This window comes from Arthrobacter sp. NPDC080031, assembly GCF_040702485.1.
Classification (GTDB): Bacteria; Actinomycetota; Actinomycetes; order Actinomycetales; family Micrococcaceae; genus Arthrobacter.
Genome location: NZ_JBFBLA010000024.1, coordinates 38,077 through 55,331 on the forward strand (window position 1 = coordinate 38,077; position 17,255 = coordinate 55,331).

Genomic DNA, 17,255 nt, shown 5'->3' on the forward strand with positions numbered 1-17,255 from the left:
CGGTCAGCTAAGCGCTGCAACGCCCGGGTAGAGCGGGTGCGCGGCGGCGAGTGCCTCCACGCGGTGACGCAGGCCGGAGAGGTCGGCGTCGGCGTCGGCGGTCAGTGCCTCGGCGATGATGTCCGCAACCTCGCGGAACGCCGCTTCACCGAAACCGCGGGTGGCCAGTGCCGGGGTGCCGATCCGCAGGCCGGAGGTCACCATGGGCGGGCGCGGGTCGAACGGAACGGCGTTGCGGTTGACGGTGATGTCGATCGCCGCGAGCCGGTCTTCGGCCTGCTGGCCGTCGAGTTCGCAGTTGCGCAGGTCCACGAGCACCAGGTGCACGTCGGTGCCGCCGGAAATCACGGAGATCCCCTTGGCGGTGACATCGGGCTGGACCAGGCGTTCGGCCAGGATCCGGGCGCCAGCCAGCACGCGCTGTTGGCGTTCCTTGAACTCTTCCGAGCCGGCGATCTTGAAGGCCACGGCCTTGCCGGCGATCACGTGCTCCAACGGTCCGCCCTGCTGGCCCGGGAAGACCGCGGAGTTGATCTTCTTGGCGATGTCGGCGTCGTTGGTCAGGATGATGCCGCCGCGCGGACCGGCGAGGGTCTTGTGCGTCGTCGAGGTCGTCACGTGGGCGTGCGGGACCGGGGACGGGTGCAGCCCGGCGGCCACCAGGCCCGCGAAGTGCGCCATGTCCACCATGAGGTACGCGCCCACCAGGTCCGCGATCCGGCGGAACTCGGCGAAGTCCAGCTGGCGCGCATAGGCGGACCAGCCGGCCACGATCAGGGCCGGCTTGTGCTCGAGCGCCAGGCGCTCCACCTCGGCCATGTCGATCCGGTGGTCCTCTTCGCGGACCTGGTACGGGATGACGTTGTACAGGCGGCCGGAGAAGTTGATCCGCATGCCGTGGGTCAAGTGCCCGCCGTGGGCCAGGTTCAGGCCCATGATGGTGTCGCCCGGCTTGATCAGGGCGTGCATCACCGAGGCGTTTGCCTGGGCACCGGAGTGCGGCTGCACGTTCGCGTACCCGGCACCGAAGAGGGCCTTCACCCGGTCGATCGCGAGCTGCTCGATGACGTCCACGTGCTCGCAGCCACCGTAGTAGCGCTTGCCCGGGTAGCCCTCGGCATACTTGTTGGTCAGCACCGAGCCCTGCGCCTGCATGACAGCCACGGCAGTGTGGTTCTCCGAGGCGATCATTTCCAGGCCCGAACGCTGTCGGTTCAACTCGTCGTCGATCTTCGCCGCGATCTCCGGATCCAGCTCGGACAACACCATGTCCAGGCTCGGCGAAACGACCTGCTCGAAAGCGGTGGTTCCGGTGCCCGCGGCCCCGGTTGCCGCGCTCACAGCTCGCCACCGTTCTTGGAAGCATATTCCTCCGCAGAAAGCAGCGGACCGTCGGACTCGGCGGCCACCTTGAACAGCCAGCCGGCACCATACGGATCGTTGTTAATCAGGGCAGGATCCTCGACGACGGCGGAATTCACTTCCGTGACCTCGCCCGTCACCGGGGAGTACAGGTCCGAAACGGACTTGGTGGACTCCACCTCGCCGCAGGTCTCCCCCGCAGTCACAGCGGAACCGACCTCGGGCAAGTCAACGTACACGATATCGCCGAGGGCATCGGTGGCCACGGCGGAGATACCGACAGACACAAGGTTCCCGGCTTCGCGGGCAACCCACTCGTGCTCGTCGGAGTACTGCAGTTCAGGTGCAACTTTTGCCATGTTTTTTCCTTTGGGTTGGTCTAAAACAAATTGTGGTCGGGTGAAGCGGCGCGAGTGCGCCATCCTCTGCATGCTCGCTCGTTCCTCGCTTAGACGCATGCTGCCGGATACCTCACTCCCGCCGCTAGAAGTCAGTTCAGTTTTCGGGGCCAACAGTTCCGGAAAAGAACGCTGGCCCTTTCGGGTTTAGTTATGGGCCCGTGGTTCCCGCGGGCCCAACCTGCGGTAGGTGGCTCATCATCCAGCACCTTTGGCCTTCGAAAGCGAGCCAAAGGTGCCGGACTGAAACTGAACCCGAGGTGAGCTGTTTCGAAGGTGACGTGCACGGCCCCATCGGGTGCCGGCATCCGGCAGCATGCGTCCCCACCGTCCCCCTAACCTCGCAAGCTCGGTCAGGGAACCCGGACGGTGTGGGCCCCTGCGGGAGCGTCACGTCCGCCCAGCGGGCGTCTTCGCGACCGAGCATGCAGAGGATGTCGGACCCGACGGGCCAAACGCAACCACGGTCCCCCACCCAGCGGAGCCGCGAGCCACTCGAAACCTACTTGGCGCGCTTGTAGAAAGGCAGTGCGACAACTTCGAACGGCTCGGCCTTTCCGCGCAGGTCCACGTCCAGGGCCGTGCCGGGCTCGGCGTGTTCGACGTCGACGTAAGCCATCGCGACCGGGTAGCCGAGGGTGGGGCTGGGCTGGCCGGAGGTGACTTCGCCCACCACCACGCCGTCCTTGAGGACCGGGTAGTGGCTGCGGCCGGCGCGGCGGCCGAGGCCCTTGAGGCCCACGAGCTTGCGGCCGCTGGTGGAACCGGCGCCCTCAGCCTTGAGGGCTTCCAGGGCGGCGCGGCCCACGAAGTCGCTTTCCTTGGCGAGCGAAACTACCGGACCCAGGCCTGCCGAGAAGGGGTTGCCTTCGCGGGAGAGCTCGTTGCCGTAGAGCGGCATGCCCGCTTCCAGGCGCAGGGAGTCGCGGGAGGCCAGGCCGGCGGGGATCAGCTCGCCGTCCCGGGCAACTGCGGCGATTGCCTGCCACAGGGCCGCGGCGTCGTCGTTGTCCACGAAGATCTCGAAGCCGTCCTCGCCGGTGTAGCCGGTGCGGGCGAGCAGCAGTTCCGTGGTGTTCCTGGCAAAGGTGAAGGGCACCTCGACGGCGGCGTAGTACTTGAGCCCGGTGACGAGGGGGTGCTGTTCCGCCGGGACCAGGCGGAGGAGGATTTCCTCCGCCTTGGGGCCCTGGACGGCGATCAGCGAGGTTGCCGCGGAGGCGTCCTCGACGACGACGTCGAAGTCCGCCGCCCGCTGCGCCAGCGCCTCGGCCACGACCTTGGCGTTGCCGGCGTTCGGAACCACGAGGAACTTGGCGTCGCCGCGGCGGTAGGTGATCAGGTCATCGATGATGCCGCCGTCTTCCTGGCAGATCAGCGAGTACTTGGCCTTGCCAATCGACATGGCGGAGATCTTGCCGACCAGGGCGTAGTCCAGGAAGGCCGCGGCTTCCGGGCCGGTGACCCAGACTTCGCCCATGTGGGAAAGGTCGAACAGGCCTGCGGACCGGCGGACTGCGTGGTGCTCGGCCAGTTCGGAAGAGTACTTCAGGGGCATCTGCCAGCCACCGAAATCGGTGAAGGAAGCGCCGAGCTTCTTGTGCTCTTCGTAGAGCGCAGTGTAGTTCTCAGTCATCGTGAGGAGTCCTTTAGTTCTCGAAGGCTTCGATCGGAGGGCAGGAGCAGACCAGGTTACGGTCGCCTGCGGCGCCGTCGATGCGGCCCACGGGCGGGAAGTACTTGTCCTGCTTGAGGTGGTGGACCGGGAAGACGGCCTGCTCGCGGGAGTACTCACGGTTCCAGTCCGAGGAGACGACGGCGGCCGCGGTGTGCGGTGCGTGGCGCAGCGGGCTGTTCTCCACCGTGAAGTCCCCGTGGGCGACCTGGTCGATTTCCTTGCGGATGGTGATCATGGCTTCGATGAACCGGTCGATCTCGCCAAGGTCCTCGGACTCGGTGGGCTCCACCATCAGGGTGCCCGCGACCGGGAACGCCAGGGTGGGGGCGTGGAAACCGTAGTCGATGAGGCGCTTGGCCACATCCTCCGCGGTGACGCCGGTCTTGGCGGTCAGTTCGCGCAGGTCCAGGATGCACTCGTGGGCCACGAGTCCGCCTTCGCCGGTGTAGAGCACGGGGAAGTACTCGTTCAGGCGCGAGGCGATGTAGTTCGCGGCAAGCAGCGCGGACTTGGTGGCTTCGGTGAGGCCTTCGCCGCCCATGAGCTTCACGTAGGCCCAGGAGATCGGCAACACACCCGCGGAGCCGTAGCGGGAGGCGGAAATCGCAACGCCAGTCCCTGGCAAAGAAGCGCCGTCTTCGTGTGCTGCCTTGTTAGCGTCGCCTGGCATAAACGGTGCAAGGTGCGCCTTGGCAGCGACCGGCCCCACGCCCGGTCCGCCACCGCCGTGCGGGATGCAGAACGTCTTGTGCAGGTTCAAGTGGGACACGTCGCCGCCGAACTTGCCCGGCTGGGCCAAGCCCACCAGGGCGTTCAGGTTGGCGCCATCAACGTACACCTGGCCGCCGGCAGCGTGCACGGAGTCGCAGATTTCGCGGACGTCGGCGTCGTACACGCCGTGCGTGGACGGGTAGGTGATCATGATGGCCGAGAGGACGTCCTTGTTGGCGTCTATCTTGGCCTGCAGGTCGGTGTGGTCGATGGTGCCGTCGGCTGCGGTGGCCACCACCACCACCTTCATGCCGGCCAGCACTGCCGAGGCGGCGTTGGTGCCGTGGGCGGAAGCCGGGATGAGGCAGACGTTGCGCTGGAGGTCACCGCGGGAGTGGTGGTAGCCGCGGATGGCCAGCAGGCCTGCGAGTTCGCCCTGGGAACCGGCGTTGGGCTGGATGGAAACCTGGTCGTAACCGGTGATCTCGGTCAGCTGGGATTCCAGGTCCGTGATCAGCTCACGCCAGCCTTCGGTCTGGGAATCCGGGGCGAACGGGTGGATCGAGGCGAATTCCGGCCAGGAGATGGCTTCCATCTCGGCGGTGGCGTTCAGCTTCATGGTGCACGAACCCAACGGGATCATGGTGCGGTCCAGCGCCAGGTCCCGGTCCGACAGCTTGCGGATGTAGCGCAGCAGCTGGGTTTCGGAACGGTGCGTGTTAAACACCGGGTGCTGCAGGTAGTCCGAAGTTCGCTCGACGGCGGCCTCCAGGGCGAAGCCCTCGCCGTCACCGGACACAGTGGCGCCGAAGACGGCGACGACGTCGGCGAGGACGGCCGCCGTCGTGGTCTCGTCAACAGAGATTCCCACGGTGTCGGCGTCGATGCCGCGCAGGTTGATGCCCTTGGCCTCGGCGGCGGCGACGATCCCGGCAGCCTTGCCCGGGACCCGGACGGTGACGGTGTCGAAGAAGCTGCCGTGCAGGACCTCAACGCCCGCGGCCGTCAAGGACGCGGCCAGGGTCCGGGCGTGGTTGTGGGCGGTCTCGGCGATCGCCTTCAGGCCATCGGGGCCGTGGTAGACGGCGTACATCGAGGACACGATCGCCAACAGGGCCTGCGCGGTGCAGATGTTGGACGTCGCCTTCTCGCGGCGGATATGCTGCTCGCGGGTCTGCAGGGCGAGGCGGTAGGCGGGAGTGCCGGCGTCGTCCTTGGAAACGCCCACCAGACGTCCCGGCATCGAACGCTCCAAGCCCTTCTGCACCGCCATGTACGCGGCATGCGGGCCGCCGAAGAACAGCGGCACGCCAAAGCGCTGGGTGGAGCCGACGGCGATGTCGGCGCCCTGCTCGCCCGGAGGCGTGATCAGGGTCAGGGCGAGCAGGTCCGCGGCGACCGTGACCAGGGCGCCGCGTTCCTTCGCGGCGGCGATCACGGCGGAGTGGTCGAATACCCGGCCGGAAACGCCAGGCTGCTGCAGCACGATGCCGTTGATGTCGCCGTCGGGCAGGCCCCGGGACAGGTCCGCGATCTCCACCTCGAAGCCCAGCGCCTCGGCGCGGCCCTTCACGATGGCGATGGTCTGGGGGAGGCAGTCGGCGTCGAGGACTGTCTTGCCGTCATGGGCGGACTTGTCCTTGTTCGCCCGGCGCATCATGAGGACGGCTTCGGCCACCGCGGTGGCTTCATCCAGCAGGGAAGCGTTGGCGATCGGCAGGCCCACGAGGTCCTGGACCATGGTCTGGAAGTTAAGCAGCGCCTCGAGGCGGCCCTGGGAAATTTCCGGCTGGTACGGGGTGTAGGCCGTATACCAGGCCGGGGACTCCAGGATGTTGCGGCGGATCACCGGCGGAGTGACGGTGTCGTAGTAGCCCTGGCCGATCATCTGCACGGCCGTCTTGTTCTTGGCCGCCAGCTTGCGAAGTTCGGCCAGGACTTCCACCTCGCTGAGGGCGTTCTGGAGGGTCAAGGCGACGTCCTGGCGGATGTCATTGGGAACCGCGGTGTCCACGAGAGAATCGACACTGTCGTAGCCAACAGACTTGAGCATGATGTCAATGTCGGCCTGGCGGCGGGCGCCGATATGCCGGTCTACGAACGTAGTGGAGGTTGAGCTAACCGTCACGAAGGAACTCCATTAATAAGGCGGCGCAGGGTACGCCACAGCTAATCGGGTTCCTCCCCGCTCTGTATTGGACCTGAGAGTTTCCGCGAATCCGTGCTTGTGGCACTCGTTCGCTTGCACCGTCGGTGAGCACGCGTCAGCGTGCTGCTTTCCAGAGTTGCCTTGCCGCGGCGGTACGGGGGCCTGAGAGATTCCTGGGGAGGATTTGCTCCTACGGCGCCTGCATCACATGCCTGCAGGACTCTCCCGCCGCAGATCAAAGGCGTATTCAGTTATGTGAATCTACAGTGGTTGCCGGTGACGGCTGCCACAACTACCAATTGTCCTATGGACTGCCCGCGTCCGCAAATATGGTCGCCGAGCCGCCCGACTTTCCCAACTGACTGGCACTTATTGTCGTTTTGGAGCCTCAAAACGACATCTACTGCGAGTCAGTTGGGCCGCCGGTCAGTTACGGAGGCGTTCGACGGCGGCCAGCAGCGCTCCGACGTCGGCGCTCCTCGCGCTGGCCTTGACTTCCGTATCACCGGCGCCGCCTTCAAGCATCGCATTGAAGTAAAGTCCATCGCCCATATACCGGACCGCTTTGGCCATTTCGGGCCCCACTTCCTCGGCGAGCACGTCGAGCCATTGTTGCTGGATCCCGGCGAAACGCCTGCGGGTTTCTTCATGGGCCACTTCCGCGAGCCGCGTGGCCGCTACAAACACCCGGTCCAAGGGAGTATCCGCCCACAGGGACGACTTGATAAAGAACGCGGCCGCGCCTTCGGGGGCTGTCTTCATTGCCTCGATGTCCAGTGCGGCCAGCCCGTCCATGCGTTCGAGCAAGGAACTGATCATGGCTTCCTTGTTCGGGAAATGGTAGAGCAAGCCGCCCTTGGAGACACCTGCGCGCTTGGCGACGGCGTCCAGGGTGGCAGCCCGCTCCCCCACCTCGATCAGCAGGGCTTCAAAGGCATCCAGGACAGCGTCCCGGGCAATAGGTTTTCGCGGCATGGTGTCCATCATCCCTTAGTTCGATGTGGTAATTTTATGAGTTGAATTGAAACTATACCGTCCAGACGGTACAGTTATCTCCATGTTCAGCCCGTCCACAACCCAGCACCCCCGCACTCCTTCGATCCAATCCGCCCCGTGGCGCGATTGGGCTGCCCTGGCACTCCTGATGTTCCCCGTGCTGCTGGTGGCTGTGGACAATACGGCGCTGACATTTGCCCTGCCGGAAATCGCGCGTTCGCTCGACGTCGGGGGCGTGCAGCTCCTGTGGGTCGTTGATGCGTATGCGCTTGTCCTCGCCGCACTGTTGGTCTCCATGGGCAACCTGGGAGACAGGATCGGCCGCCGCCGCTTGCTGTTGATCGGCAGCACGGGGTTCGCCGCCGTTTCCGCGGCCACCGCCTTCGCGCCGTCGGCTGAATGGCTCATCGCCGGACGTGCCGGCATGGGCATCTTCGGAGCCATGCTCATGCCGTCCACGCTGTCCTTGATCCGCAACATCTTCCCGGACCCGAACCGCCGTCGGCTCGCCGTCGCCGTGTGGGCCGCCGGATTTTCCGGCGGCGCCGCGCTCGGGCCGATCTTCGGTGGCTGGCTCGTGGAGCACTTCTGGTGGGGAGCCGTGTTCCTGGTTGCAGTGCCACTGTTGCTGCCCCTGGTCGCCTTCGGCCCGTTCCTCATCCCTGAATCCAAGGATCGCAACCCGGGCAAGCCGGACGTTCCCAGCGTCGTGCTGTCCATTCTGACGATGGCCCCCGTGGTTTATGGCATCAAAGAGGCCGCCGTGCACGGTTTCGGCCCTGGTCCCGCGGCCTTCATGGCATTCGGCCTAGCCATGGGAATCGTCTTCGTCCGCAGGCAGCGCACTTTGGCGTCGCCGATGTTGAATGTACGGCTTTTCCGGAACAAGGTCTTCAGCACTGCTATCACGGCCAACGTCTTGTCCCTGTTCTCCATGACGGGCTTCATCTACTTCTTCGCGCAGCACTTGCAGCTCGTGGAAGGCCAATCCCCCATGCAGGCGGGTATCGCGATAGTTCCGGCACTGCTGGCCACCATCGTGGCGGGCCTGGTGGTTGTTCCACTCGTCAAGCGGATCCGCCCGGGCCTGGTGGTGGCAGCGGGGCTGGCATTGAGCGCCGTTGGATACCTCGTGGCCGCCCTGGGCAACCACAGCCAGGGGCCCGGGTACCTTTTGACGGCACTCCTGCTGCTGGCGATAGGGGTCGGTTCGGCGGAGACCATCTCCAACGACATGATCCTCGGCGCGGTCCCCGCCGACAAGGCGGGTGCGGCGTCGGCGATCTCCGAAACAGGTTACGAGCTGGGATCATTGCTGGGCACGGCCGTGCTTGGCTCCATCCTGACAGCGTCCTACCAGCACCACTTGCTGCTTCCGGGCGAATTGTCCGGCCACGCAGCCGAACGCTCGCGGGAGACGCTCGCCGGAGCCATGGATGTTGCGGCCGCGCTGCCCCAACCATTGGGCGCCGCCCTGGCCGGCGCCGCTCGTGCCGCCTTTGAATCGGGCGTCCACATCACGGCAGCGATCGGGCTGGTACTGATGGCGGGAGCGGCAGTCCTTGCCGCCGTCGTGCTTCGCCGCGTGCCGACCGCAAAGTAGGCCAAGGCTGCCTTGCGGGCATCGAGGACTCGTGAAGTCTAGACGGCCCGGTTCAAGGCAGCATCAGGCGAACTGAAACTACGGGTAATTCCGCCCAGGGTAGCGGTGGCAAGCGTCGAGAGGTAGTCGTGCCGGCGTCGGGCAGTAATGCGCGATTGGGGCTCGAAGGATTGCTCGGGATCGTCCGCGTAATGCGCGGAAAGTCCATCGCGCATGAGGCGGATGCCCTCGGCGCGCTGTTGGGAGACCGCCGCGTGCGTGGAACCGAGTTCCTCGGCCAGTTCCTTGACGGTCCGCCCCCCGAAGTAGATCTCCTCGACGACGTAACGCATCTTTTCCGGCAAGGCGGCGACGGCGGCGCGAAGGTACTTGAGGCGCTCATCGGCCAGGACTGAGTGCTCCGGGGAGATCGTGTCCGCGGCGACTGTGTCCACGACGACGTCGTCCAGCGGCGACAGGGTGCGTGCGGCGTCGGCCAGGGCGGCTTCCACCACGCTGCGTTCGACACCCAGGGCTGACGCGGTTTCGGCGACCGAAGGCGTGCGGCCAAGTACGCCGGACAGCGTTTCCTGGACCGACATGGTTTCCTTGATGCGTTTGCGCGCAGATCGCGTGGCCCAATCGCTGGCCCGCATCTCGTCCGCAAAAGCTCCGACGATGCGGCGGCGCGCAAATGCGCCGAAGGGGACTCCGAGGTTCGGATCGAAGGAATCGGCAGACGTTATCAACGCTACGGACCCTACCGATGCAAAATCGTCGCGCGACAAATGAGAAGCTCTCGCGCAGAGCTCCGACACCAAGTAGCCAACGAGCGGCAAGTGCTGCAGCACCAACTCGTTGCGTTCTTCGCGATTCAAATTAGTCCCCCCATGAGACCTGTTTATTGAGTTGCCAAGCCTGATTCCAGGGACTTCATGGGCCAGCTGCCGAGACGGTGCAACGTGCCGAAGATTACATGGAACAGACATGTATTCAGTGAACATATCATCTGGAAAATAACAATGCGTGTACGCTCATGAAAAAGATAGAAAAGAGGCCTCGGAATCATGTTCCGAAGGCCAAACCAGGGAGTGGGGAACCGTGGGGGCGGATGAGCTATCGGCGATGCTGTGGCGCGAGCGGAGACAGCTGGAACTGCTGTTGTACCGGCTCGAAACACAGTTGCTGCACGTTCGGGCAGGAAACTGGCCTTGGTTGAAATTCACTGCCGCCGACGTGGAAAAGGTCCTGGAACACCTTCGGTTCGACACCCTTGCCCGGAATATCGAGTCGTCTGCCCTGGCCATCGAATGGAGCCTGTCGGCCAACGCCACGCTGCCGATGATCACTTCAGCGGCCCCGCCCGGGATCTGGCCCGAACTGCTGCAGGAACACCACCGTGAGCTGGTCGTGTTGCTCAAGCAAGTGGAAACAACCGCGGCCGCCAACGTGGAGGCTCTCCTGAAGGGGCCACACGGAGCCGGGAACCCGCCGCTTGGCGCTGTGCTGCCCGGCGACATCATGGACCCAGTGTTACCTGGAGTGGGGGCGCAGGCCGACACGGCGGATGACCTGACGCTGCTTGCGGAAAACGCCAATATCGAGCGGGCCCTGGCCGCGACTCGGGATTGCTCGCTGCCGCTCCTCAAGGGGTTCCTGGGCTTGGAGTAGCGAGGGCTACCGATGGACGACAGTGTGCAAGAGAATAAAGCTTGGCTGTCCCGAGTTCGGGTTTGCATCGTAGGCGTAAACCTCCGAAAAGTTGCAGGATTGCCTGTCCAATTTCGCCCACTCAAGTACTTCCAAGAGGCTGCCAGACGAAATATCGAAAGCCTGCGACTTATCCCAAGCACCACTGCTGGGGTCGAGCCAGACGTCTATCACTCGGAAAGACGGATCGACACAGATCAAGTTCATGTCCCGCTCGTCAATCGTCTGAATCTTCATCGCAATCAGTCAGATCGCATTCTTGTAGACAACTTGGGTGTCTGAGCAACATTCCCCACCTGGGGCGCCTGGTCCGCCTTCGGCTTCCGGGCAGGCGGACGCAACCCGGCGACGAGTTCCTCGGCTTCGGGGCCGGCCTGGGCAGCAGCGAGGTTGGCCGCGGCGATCGCCTCGACCACTTCGCGACGCTGGATGGACACCCCACGGGGCGCCTCGATCCCGATCCGCACGCCGTCGCCGCGGCCTTCCATGACGGTGATGACGATGTCCTCACCAATCATGATCTGTTCGCCCGGCTTGCGTGTCAGTACCAGCATGCTCTCAATCTACCTTTCCGAGCACTGGAACGCGGGCGGGCTTGCCGTCCACCCACCCGATGGGAAAACCGAGGCCGTTGACGGTCTCGGGACTTCCGGTCTCCGACGCTCCGAAAACAGCGAGGGCGTCGACACGGACACGTTCGGCGGCGAGACCGGCGGAAAGCGCCCGGACCCAGGCTGCCGTGTCTTCCGCTTTCCGCCCGGCGTCAACAACCAGCCACAACTGGTCTGCGGCGATGGCTGCGATGTCCGCAGCGTGCTTCACGGCTTCGCTTTGCCTGCCGAGTCCGTAGGCCACCAGCACGGTTTGGCCGATGAGCACCGCTTGGGCGCGCGCCGCCGTCGCGCCCTGGCGCCCTGCCACGTGAAGGTGGCCGAAAGCGGTCAACGCTCCGGCCGTCCGGACGTCGGAACCGCCCTCGGCGATGGACATTTCCAGCGCTGGTCCCAGAGCGTCGTCGCCGAGGCCGAGGAGGATGACCAGGTTGCCGCTGCCGGCAAGTGGCGCTGGTACGGGCACAGGAACGGCGTGCCCGACGGCGGGGGCCGGCAACGCGTTCAGGTTCCCTTGCGTTTGTGGTCCGGAGACCTGGAACTCCTTCCCCAGCTGCTCCAATATCCCGGCGAAATCCGGGGAGGCGGTTGAAACGGCTGCCGCGGGACGGTGCAGATCCATCTCGGCGGCGTCGGCTTGCTCTAGGAGCGCGGCGATAGCGGGCCCCTGCAACGCGTGAGCCGCCCCGGCAAGCTGCGCCTCCGCCGCAACGTGGGCATCCCAACTGGCTCGCACTTGTTGTCGTTCTGAGCCCTCTAAACGACAACTATTGCCAGCTAGTTGGGTGGAACCCTCGGACGGAACTTCGATAGTGGCCTCGTAGCGATTGGCTGCGAAGAGCCCGGCGATGCCCGGATTGGTGACCTTCTCGGCGGAGACGATCCTCGCCCCGGGGCCGTACTGTTGCTCGGCTTTCACCCGGATGGCGTCCAGGGACGCGCCCTTAAGCTTGTATTGCTTCGGCATGGCGGACCACCCCCACGGTTTCGATCTGGATGTTCGCGGACGTCACTTCGCGGTAGGACAACACGGGAACACCGCCGTCGGGAGCTGCCACGAGCCGCCGGACTGCGGGCCGCAATGCCGGGGCGCACACCAGGACGGCTTGGCGTCCGGCACTTGCTGCGGCCTCAACCGATGCCTGCACGGAGGCCAGGACGGCGTCCAGGCGTGCCTGGCTCATGACGATCTGGGTACCCCCTTCGGCCGGGCGCATGTCTTCGAGCATGGACTGTTCCAGGAGCGGATCGATCATGATCACGTTGAGCACCGTGCCGTCCAGGAACTTGGCTGCGAGCGCGGGACCCAGGGATTGCCGGGCGGTTTCGACCAGGGCCTCGGGCTCGGTGGAAACCTTGGCGCGCAGGGCAAGGGCCTCGTAAATGCGGGGAAGATCGTTGATGGGGATCTGTTCTTCCAGGAGGCCTTGCAGCACCCGCTGCACCTCGGCCAGGGACATGAGCCCGGGAATGAGTTCCTCGACGGCTGCGGGGCTCTGCTTGCGCACGCCTTCCGTCAGGACCCTGACGTCCTCGCGGGTGAGGAGCCTTGCGGCGTTGGCCGAGACGATCGACGACAAGTGGGTCACCAGCACGGAAACCCGGTCGATCACGGTTGCGCCAGTCATTTCGGCACTGTGGCGCATCTCGGTGGGAATCCACTTTCCGGCCAGCCCGAACACCGGTTCCACTGTGGAGGCTCCGGGCAGCGCGTCAAGGTAATCGCCGAGGGCAAGCAACTTGCCCGACGGCGCCGTGCCGCGTCCGGCTTCCACTCCGGCAATGCGGATGGCATAGGTGGCCGGTGGCAGCTCGACGTTGTCCCGCGTGCGGACGGGCGGAATCACGATCCCCAACTCCATGGCGATCTTGTGGCGCAGGGAGCGGACACGGGCCAGGAGGTCGTCCGAGGCACCGGAGACCATGTCAACAAGGTCCGGAGCCAACAAGATCTCGAGGGGGTGGACGCGCATGTCCTGCATGAGACGCTCGTTGGGGTCTTCTTCGGAGCTCAGGGTGGCCGCTTCCTCGGCGTCCTCCGCCTCACTCTGCTTCTTCTGCTGCGCCGCGAGGCGCCTTGAGCCGAACAGCAGGGCAGCGCCCACCATCAGGAAGGGCACGATGGGCATGCCGGGGATGAGTGCCATGGCTACTGCGGCCAGGCCTGCGATGAGCAAGGCGTTGGGCGACTGCATAAGCTGCGAGGAGGCCGTGCGGCCCATGTCCTCTTCGGCATTGGACCGGGTGACGATCATGCCCGTGGACACGGCCATGAGGAGGGCCGGGATCTGGGTGACGAGCCCATCGCCCATGGTCAGCAGGCCGTAGGAGTTCAGCGCGTCGCCCACGTTCATGCCGCGCTGGAGCACGCCGATGGCGATGCCGCCGACGAAGTTGATGATGATAATGATGATGCCTGCGATGGCATCGCCCTTGACGAACTTCGAGGCCCCGTCCATGGCGCCGTAGAAGTCGGCCTCTGCGGACACCTCGGCGCGGCGCTTGCGGGCCTGGGCATCGGTGATGAGGCCGGCGTTCAGGTCCGCGTCGATGGCCATCTGCTTGCCGGGCATGGCGTCAAGCGTGAACCGTGCCCCCACCTCGGCCACGCGTTCGGCGCCCTTGGTGACCACAACGAACTGGATGACCACGAGGATCAGGAACACCACGGCGCCGATGATCATGGAGCCGCCCACGGTGACCTTGCCGAAAGCGTCGATCACTTGTCCGGCGAATCCTTGTCCAAGCACGAGCCGGGTGGACGCGACGTTGAGCCCCAGCCGGAACAGGGTCGCCACGAGCAACAAGGACGGGAAGACGGAGAAGTCCAGGGGCTTCTTGACGAACATGCTGGTGAGCAGGATCAGCAGGGCCAGCAGGATGTTGCAGACGATCAGGAAGTCCAGCAGCGGTGCCGGAACGGGAACCACCAGCAGCAGCACGATGCCCACGATTCCCACCGGCACGGTGAGCCTGGCGAATCTGTTCATTTCTGTGTCCTGTCCGGGGTGGTGTGTCTGCTGGGTGCGGTTCGGGCTCTCGTGCTCCGGCTCATGCGGGGGCTCCTGAGGGGGCTCCTGCCACCCCCGGCAAACGGTGCATTCCGCGTGCCGCTCCCCTGGCCTTGAGCGACATGACGAACGCCAGGACTCCCGCAACGGCCCGGTACAACTCCACGGGGATTTCCTCGCCCAGCTCGCAGGCCGAGTGCAGTGCCCTCGCGAGCGGGATGTCCTGGACCATCGGCACCGATTTCGCCTCCGCCTCTTCCCTGATACGGGCGGCGATCACCCCCGCTCCCTTGGCCACGACGCAAGGCGCCGCTTTACCGGCGTCGTACTTCAGCGCCACCGCGACGTGCGTCGGGTTGACGATCACGACGTCGGCGTCCGCGATCGCGCCGATCATGCGGTTCCGGCTCATGCTCAATTGCCGCGAGCGCCGCTGGGACTTGATGAGGGGATCGCCGTCGCTATTCTTGTTTTCGTCCTTGATTTCCTTCTTGGACATGCGCGTCTTCTTGCGGTTGCGGCGCATCACCACAAAGATGTCCGCGGCGGCCAGGACCAGCCCCGCGAGCACGGCGAACTGGATCAACGAACCGATGCCCCCGGCCGCTGCCGAAAGAATGCCGGACACCGGCAGTCCCCCTGCGGTGAGCAGCACCGGGACGAGCCCTTGCACTACCGCGTAGAGGACAAGCCCGACGACGGCGGTCTTCAGGAGCGCTTTCAGGCCGCCCCACAGGGCCTGGCCGCCGAAGATCCGCTTGAGGCCGCTGACGAGGTTGAAGTGTTCGAACTCAGCGCGGAACTTTTTGAAATGGATGCCGCCCTGCAACGCGGATCCGGCAAGCACTACCACCAGGACCACCACGAACAAGGGCCCCAGCACTTGGGCCAAGGAACCGAATCCGGCTTCGAGCGCTGCCACGGCTTTGGCAGGCTCGGGGTCCGCGATGACTCCGCGGACGGTAAACAGTTGGTCCGCCGCAGCGTTGGAGGCACGCTCGATGGTGGAGGGGATCATCGCTGCCGCGGACCCGACGGCGAGCCAGGAAGTGAGGTCCTGCGAGCGGGAAAGCTGCCCCTTGGACCGGACTTCCCGCATCCGTTTGTCAGTGGCTTGCTCGGTTTTCTCCTGTGAATCCGACATCAGCCCACCCCCATGAGTGTGTTTGCCGCCTGCTCGGCGAGCATGGCAACGAGCCGCGGCAGTGCCAGGAACAGGAAACCCGCGAGCCCCAGGGTGATGAAGACCTTGAGCGGGAAGCCCAGGGCGAAAGCGTTCAGTGCGGGCGCTACGCGGGTGAGGAGTCCCAACCCGATGTCGGCGAGCACCAGCACCACCAACAGCGGCCCGGCGATTTGCACCGCCGAAAGGAACATCCCGGTAACAGCCGAAACCATCGCGTGCACCGGCTGTGCCATGTCCAGTCCCCCGGCCAGCGGCAAGGCGGTGAAACTACCGGTCAAGCCGCCGATTACCAGCTGGTAGCCGTCGGAGGCGAAAAGCAGGGCAAGGGCGGCCATCTGCATCAGCCGGGTGAATTGGGCGCCGTTGATCATCATCTGGGGGTCGAAGCCCTGGGCCATCTGGAACCCGCTGAAGAGGTCGATCAGGCTTCCGGCCGATTGGATGGCCGCGAGGACGAGCAGCACGAGGAAGCCAAGGACCAGGCCGGTCACGAGTTCAAGGACCACGGCCGTGATGAAGCCGGCTGTGTCCTTGGACGTGTAGCCAACCGAGAGACGCTGGGAAACGGCCAGCCCCAAACCAATGCCGAGCATCGCTTTGATGCGCAGCGGAATTGCCTGGTGCGAGAAGGGCGGGGCCACCACCAAGAACGCCGTCATCCGGACGGTGGCCAACAACAGGACCTCAAGCCAGGACTGGTTGAAGGGGAGCTCCACTTCACGCTCCGCCGATCAGCCCGGGGATCCGGGCAAAGAGCTCGTTGGTGAAGGAGACAGCCTCGGTGATCATCCAGTGTCCGCACACCACCAAGGCCACGGCCACAGCTACTGCCTTGGGCACGAAGGAGAGGGTGGCTTCCTGAAGCTGGGTGATGGACTGCAGGAGGGAAATGGCGAGGCCCACCACCAGCGCGGTCACCAAGGCGGGCGCGGCAAGCTTGGCCGCGAGAATGAGGGCCTGGAGGCAAATGTCCAGGACGGCGTTGGTATCCATCAGCCGCCCGAATAACTCTGGATCAGGGCGGTGATCACGAGTCCCCAGCCGTCCACCAGGATGAACAGCAGGATCTTGAAGGGCAGCGAGATCATCACCGGCGGAAGCATCATCATGCCCATGGACATCAGCGCGGCCGAGACCACCAGGTCGATCACCAGGAACGGGATGAAGATGACGAAACCGATGATGAACGCTGCCCGGAGCTCGGAGATCATGAACGCCGGGATAAGGGTTTGCAACGGGACAGATTGCGGGTTGGCCGGGTTTTCCAGCTTGGCCGCCCGTGTCATGAGGGCAATGTCTTCCTGCCGGGTGTGGGCCACCATGAAGTGCTGGAGTGGCGCGGATCCGGCCGAAACGGCTCCGTTGAAGTCCAGCGTCCCGTTCAGGTAGGGCTGGATGCCGACGTTGTTGATCTCCGAAATCACGGGCCACATCACGAACAGGGACAGGAAGAGCGCCAGCCCGGCCAGCACCTGGTTGGGCGGGATGGACGGGAGGGACAAGGCGTTGCGGGTCATGGCCAGCACTACGAAGATCTTGGTGAACGAGGTCATCATGAGCAGCAGGGCGGGGGCGACGGAGAGCAGCGTGATCCCGATCAGGGTCACCACCGCAGTGGATGGCTTTCCGTCGAGCCCATTGATGTTGATGCTGACGTTGCCGTTGGAGGGTTGGGCCGGTGCGGTAGGAGTTGCCGGGGCAGGCGGTGGCGTCGGGCTGACCGGGGCCGCATGTCCGGTGGACATGCCCAGCCAAAGGAAAAGAGCCGTCAGCAACAGGACACAAAGCACCGCGGGAAGCGTCCTGAGCACCGCGGGAAGCGTCCTGCGCACCGCAAGCAATATCCTGCCGGTGCTGCGGG

15 protein-coding genes and 1 riboswitch are annotated in these 17,255 nt (G+C 65.0%); of the genes, 2 read left to right on the plus strand and 13 right to left on the minus strand.

Annotation, left to right across the window (positions count from 1 at the left end; genetic code table 11):
- Positions 1-3 precede the first annotated feature (3 nt).
- The 5 genes from glyA to AB0323_RS18535 form a co-directional block, all read right to left on the minus strand.
- The gene (glyA, locus tag AB0323_RS18515) at positions 4-1,269 is read right to left on the minus strand and encodes a serine hydroxymethyltransferase (RefSeq protein ID WP_366178656.1); all 1,266 of its coding nucleotides are present in this window, start codon (positions 1,267-1,269) and stop codon (positions 4-6) included.
- Positions 1,270-1,337: 68 nt separating this feature from the next.
- Complete coding sequence (gene gcvH / locus AB0323_RS18520) at positions 1,338-1,721, minus strand: glycine cleavage system protein GcvH (RefSeq protein WP_366178631.1); 384 nt, start codon at positions 1,719-1,721, stop codon at positions 1,338-1,340.
- Between the two features lie 541 nt (positions 1,722-2,262).
- Positions 2,263-3,396, minus strand: coding sequence for a glycine cleavage system aminomethyltransferase GcvT (gcvT, locus tag AB0323_RS18525; protein WP_366178632.1), 1,134 nt, complete (start codon positions 3,394-3,396; stop codon positions 2,263-2,265).
- A 13-nt stretch (positions 3,397-3,409) separates the two neighbouring features.
- The gene (gene gcvP / locus AB0323_RS18530) at positions 3,410-6,277 is read right to left on the minus strand and encodes an aminomethyl-transferring glycine dehydrogenase (RefSeq protein ID WP_366178633.1); all 2,868 of its coding nucleotides are present in this window, start codon (positions 6,275-6,277) and stop codon (positions 3,410-3,412) included.
- A 161-nt stretch (positions 6,278-6,438) separates the two neighbouring features.
- Positions 6,439-6,536, minus strand: a riboswitch (glycine riboswitch).
- Between the two features lie 188 nt (positions 6,537-6,724).
- The gene (locus tag AB0323_RS18535) at positions 6,725-7,273 is read right to left on the minus strand and encodes a TetR/AcrR family transcriptional regulator (protein WP_366178634.1); all 549 of its coding nucleotides are present in this window, start codon (positions 7,271-7,273) and stop codon (positions 6,725-6,727) included.
- Positions 7,274-7,355: 82 nt separating this feature from the next.
- On the opposite strand from AB0323_RS18535, the gene AB0323_RS18540 reads away from it, so the two are divergent.
- Entirely contained in the window at positions 7,356-8,897 is a 1,542-nt protein-coding gene (locus tag AB0323_RS18540) for an MFS transporter (RefSeq protein ID WP_366178635.1), read from the plus strand.
- A 38-nt stretch (positions 8,898-8,935) separates the two neighbouring features.
- Here the strand turns inward: AB0323_RS18540 and AB0323_RS18545 are convergent, their stop codons facing one another.
- Positions 8,936-9,754, minus strand: a complete 819-nt coding sequence (locus AB0323_RS18545) for a sigma-70 family RNA polymerase sigma factor (RefSeq protein WP_366178636.1) — start codon at positions 9,752-9,754, stop codon at positions 8,936-8,938.
- A 223-nt stretch (positions 9,755-9,977) separates the two neighbouring features.
- Here AB0323_RS18545 and AB0323_RS18550 point away from each other — a divergent pair, with 223 nt between their 5' ends.
- Positions 9,978-10,547: a hypothetical protein gene (locus AB0323_RS18550; protein ID WP_366178637.1), complete on the plus strand. Its 570-nt coding sequence runs from the start codon at positions 9,978-9,980 to the stop codon at positions 10,545-10,547.
- 281 nt (positions 10,548-10,828) lie between these two features.
- Here the strand turns inward: AB0323_RS18550 and AB0323_RS18555 are convergent, their stop codons facing one another.
- The 7 genes from AB0323_RS18555 to fliP form a co-directional block, all read right to left on the minus strand.
- Positions 10,829-11,140, minus strand: a complete 312-nt coding sequence (locus AB0323_RS18555; protein WP_366178638.1) for a carbon storage regulator — start codon at positions 11,138-11,140, stop codon at positions 10,829-10,831.
- Positions 11,141-11,144: 4 nt separating this feature from the next.
- Positions 11,145-12,164 carry a hypothetical protein gene (locus AB0323_RS18560; RefSeq protein WP_366178639.1) on the minus strand — a complete coding sequence of 340 codons (1,020 nt, stop codon included), beginning with the start codon at positions 12,162-12,164 and terminating at the stop codon, positions 11,145-11,147.
- Positions 12,142-14,187 carry a flagellar biosynthesis protein FlhA gene (locus tag AB0323_RS18565; RefSeq protein ID WP_366178640.1) on the minus strand — a complete coding sequence of 682 codons (2,046 nt, stop codon included), beginning with the start codon at positions 14,185-14,187 and terminating at the stop codon, positions 12,142-12,144. Before AB0323_RS18565 ends, AB0323_RS18560 begins: the two co-directional genes overlap by 23 nt.
- 61 nt (positions 14,188-14,248) lie before the next feature.
- Positions 14,249-15,352 carry an EscU/YscU/HrcU family type III secretion system export apparatus switch protein gene (locus AB0323_RS18570; RefSeq protein WP_366178641.1) on the minus strand — a complete coding sequence of 368 codons (1,104 nt, stop codon included), beginning with the start codon at positions 15,350-15,352 and terminating at the stop codon, positions 14,249-14,251.
- Complete coding sequence (locus AB0323_RS18575; protein ID WP_366178642.1) at positions 15,352-16,110, minus strand: flagellar biosynthetic protein FliR; 759 nt, start codon at positions 16,108-16,110, stop codon at positions 15,352-15,354. The genes AB0323_RS18570 and AB0323_RS18575 overlap by 1 nt, the downstream gene beginning before the upstream one ends.
- A gap of 1 nt (position 16,111) precedes the next feature.
- Positions 16,112-16,387 (minus strand): flagellar biosynthesis protein FliQ, encoded by a 276-nt coding sequence (gene fliQ / locus AB0323_RS18580; RefSeq protein WP_078106307.1) that lies wholly within the window; start codon positions 16,385-16,387, stop codon positions 16,112-16,114.
- Positions 16,387-17,139 carry a flagellar type III secretion system pore protein FliP gene (gene fliP, locus AB0323_RS18585; protein WP_366178657.1) on the minus strand — a complete coding sequence of 251 codons (753 nt, stop codon included), beginning with the start codon at positions 17,137-17,139 and terminating at the stop codon, positions 16,387-16,389. Before fliP ends, fliQ begins: the two co-directional genes overlap by 1 nt.
- Between the last annotated feature and the right edge of the window lie 116 nt (positions 17,140-17,255).

Excerpts from the sequence above, each read along its gene's own strand:
- glyA (WP_366178656.1), bottom strand. The coding sequence starts at position 1,269 with ATGGTGTTGTCCGAGCTGGATCCGGAGATCGCGGCGAAGATCGACGAC.
- gcvH (WP_366178631.1), bottom strand. The coding sequence starts at position 1,721 with ATGGCAAAAGTTGCACCTGAACTGCAGTACTCCGACGAGCACGAGTGG.
- gcvT (WP_366178632.1), bottom strand. The coding sequence starts at position 3,396 with ATGACTGAGAACTACACTGCGCTCTACGAAGAGCACAAGAAGCTCGGC.
- AB0323_RS18535 (WP_366178634.1), bottom strand. The coding sequence starts at position 7,273 with ATGCCGCGAAAACCTATTGCCCGGGACGCTGTCCTGGATGCCTTTGAA.
- AB0323_RS18540 (WP_366178635.1), top strand. The coding sequence starts at position 7,356 with ATGTTCAGCCCGTCCACAACCCAGCACCCCCGCACTCCTTCGATCCAA.
- AB0323_RS18555 (WP_366178638.1), bottom strand. The coding sequence starts at position 11,140 with ATGCTGGTACTGACACGCAAGCCGGGCGAACAGATCATGATTGGTGAG.
- AB0323_RS18560 (WP_366178639.1), bottom strand. The coding sequence starts at position 12,164 with ATGCCGAAGCAATACAAGCTTAAGGGCGCGTCCCTGGACGCCATCCGG.
- AB0323_RS18565 (WP_366178640.1), bottom strand. The coding sequence starts at position 14,187 with ATGAACAGATTCGCCAGGCTCACCGTGCCGGTGGGAATCGTGGGCATC.
- AB0323_RS18570 (WP_366178641.1), bottom strand. The coding sequence starts at position 15,352 with ATGTCGGATTCACAGGAGAAAACCGAGCAAGCCACTGACAAACGGATG.
- fliQ (WP_078106307.1), bottom strand. The coding sequence starts at position 16,387 with ATGGATACCAACGCCGTCCTGGACATTTGCCTCCAGGCCCTCATTCTC.
- fliP (WP_366178657.1), bottom strand. The coding sequence starts at position 17,139 with ATGTCCACCGGACATGCGGCCCCGGTCAGCCCGACGCCACCGCCTGCC.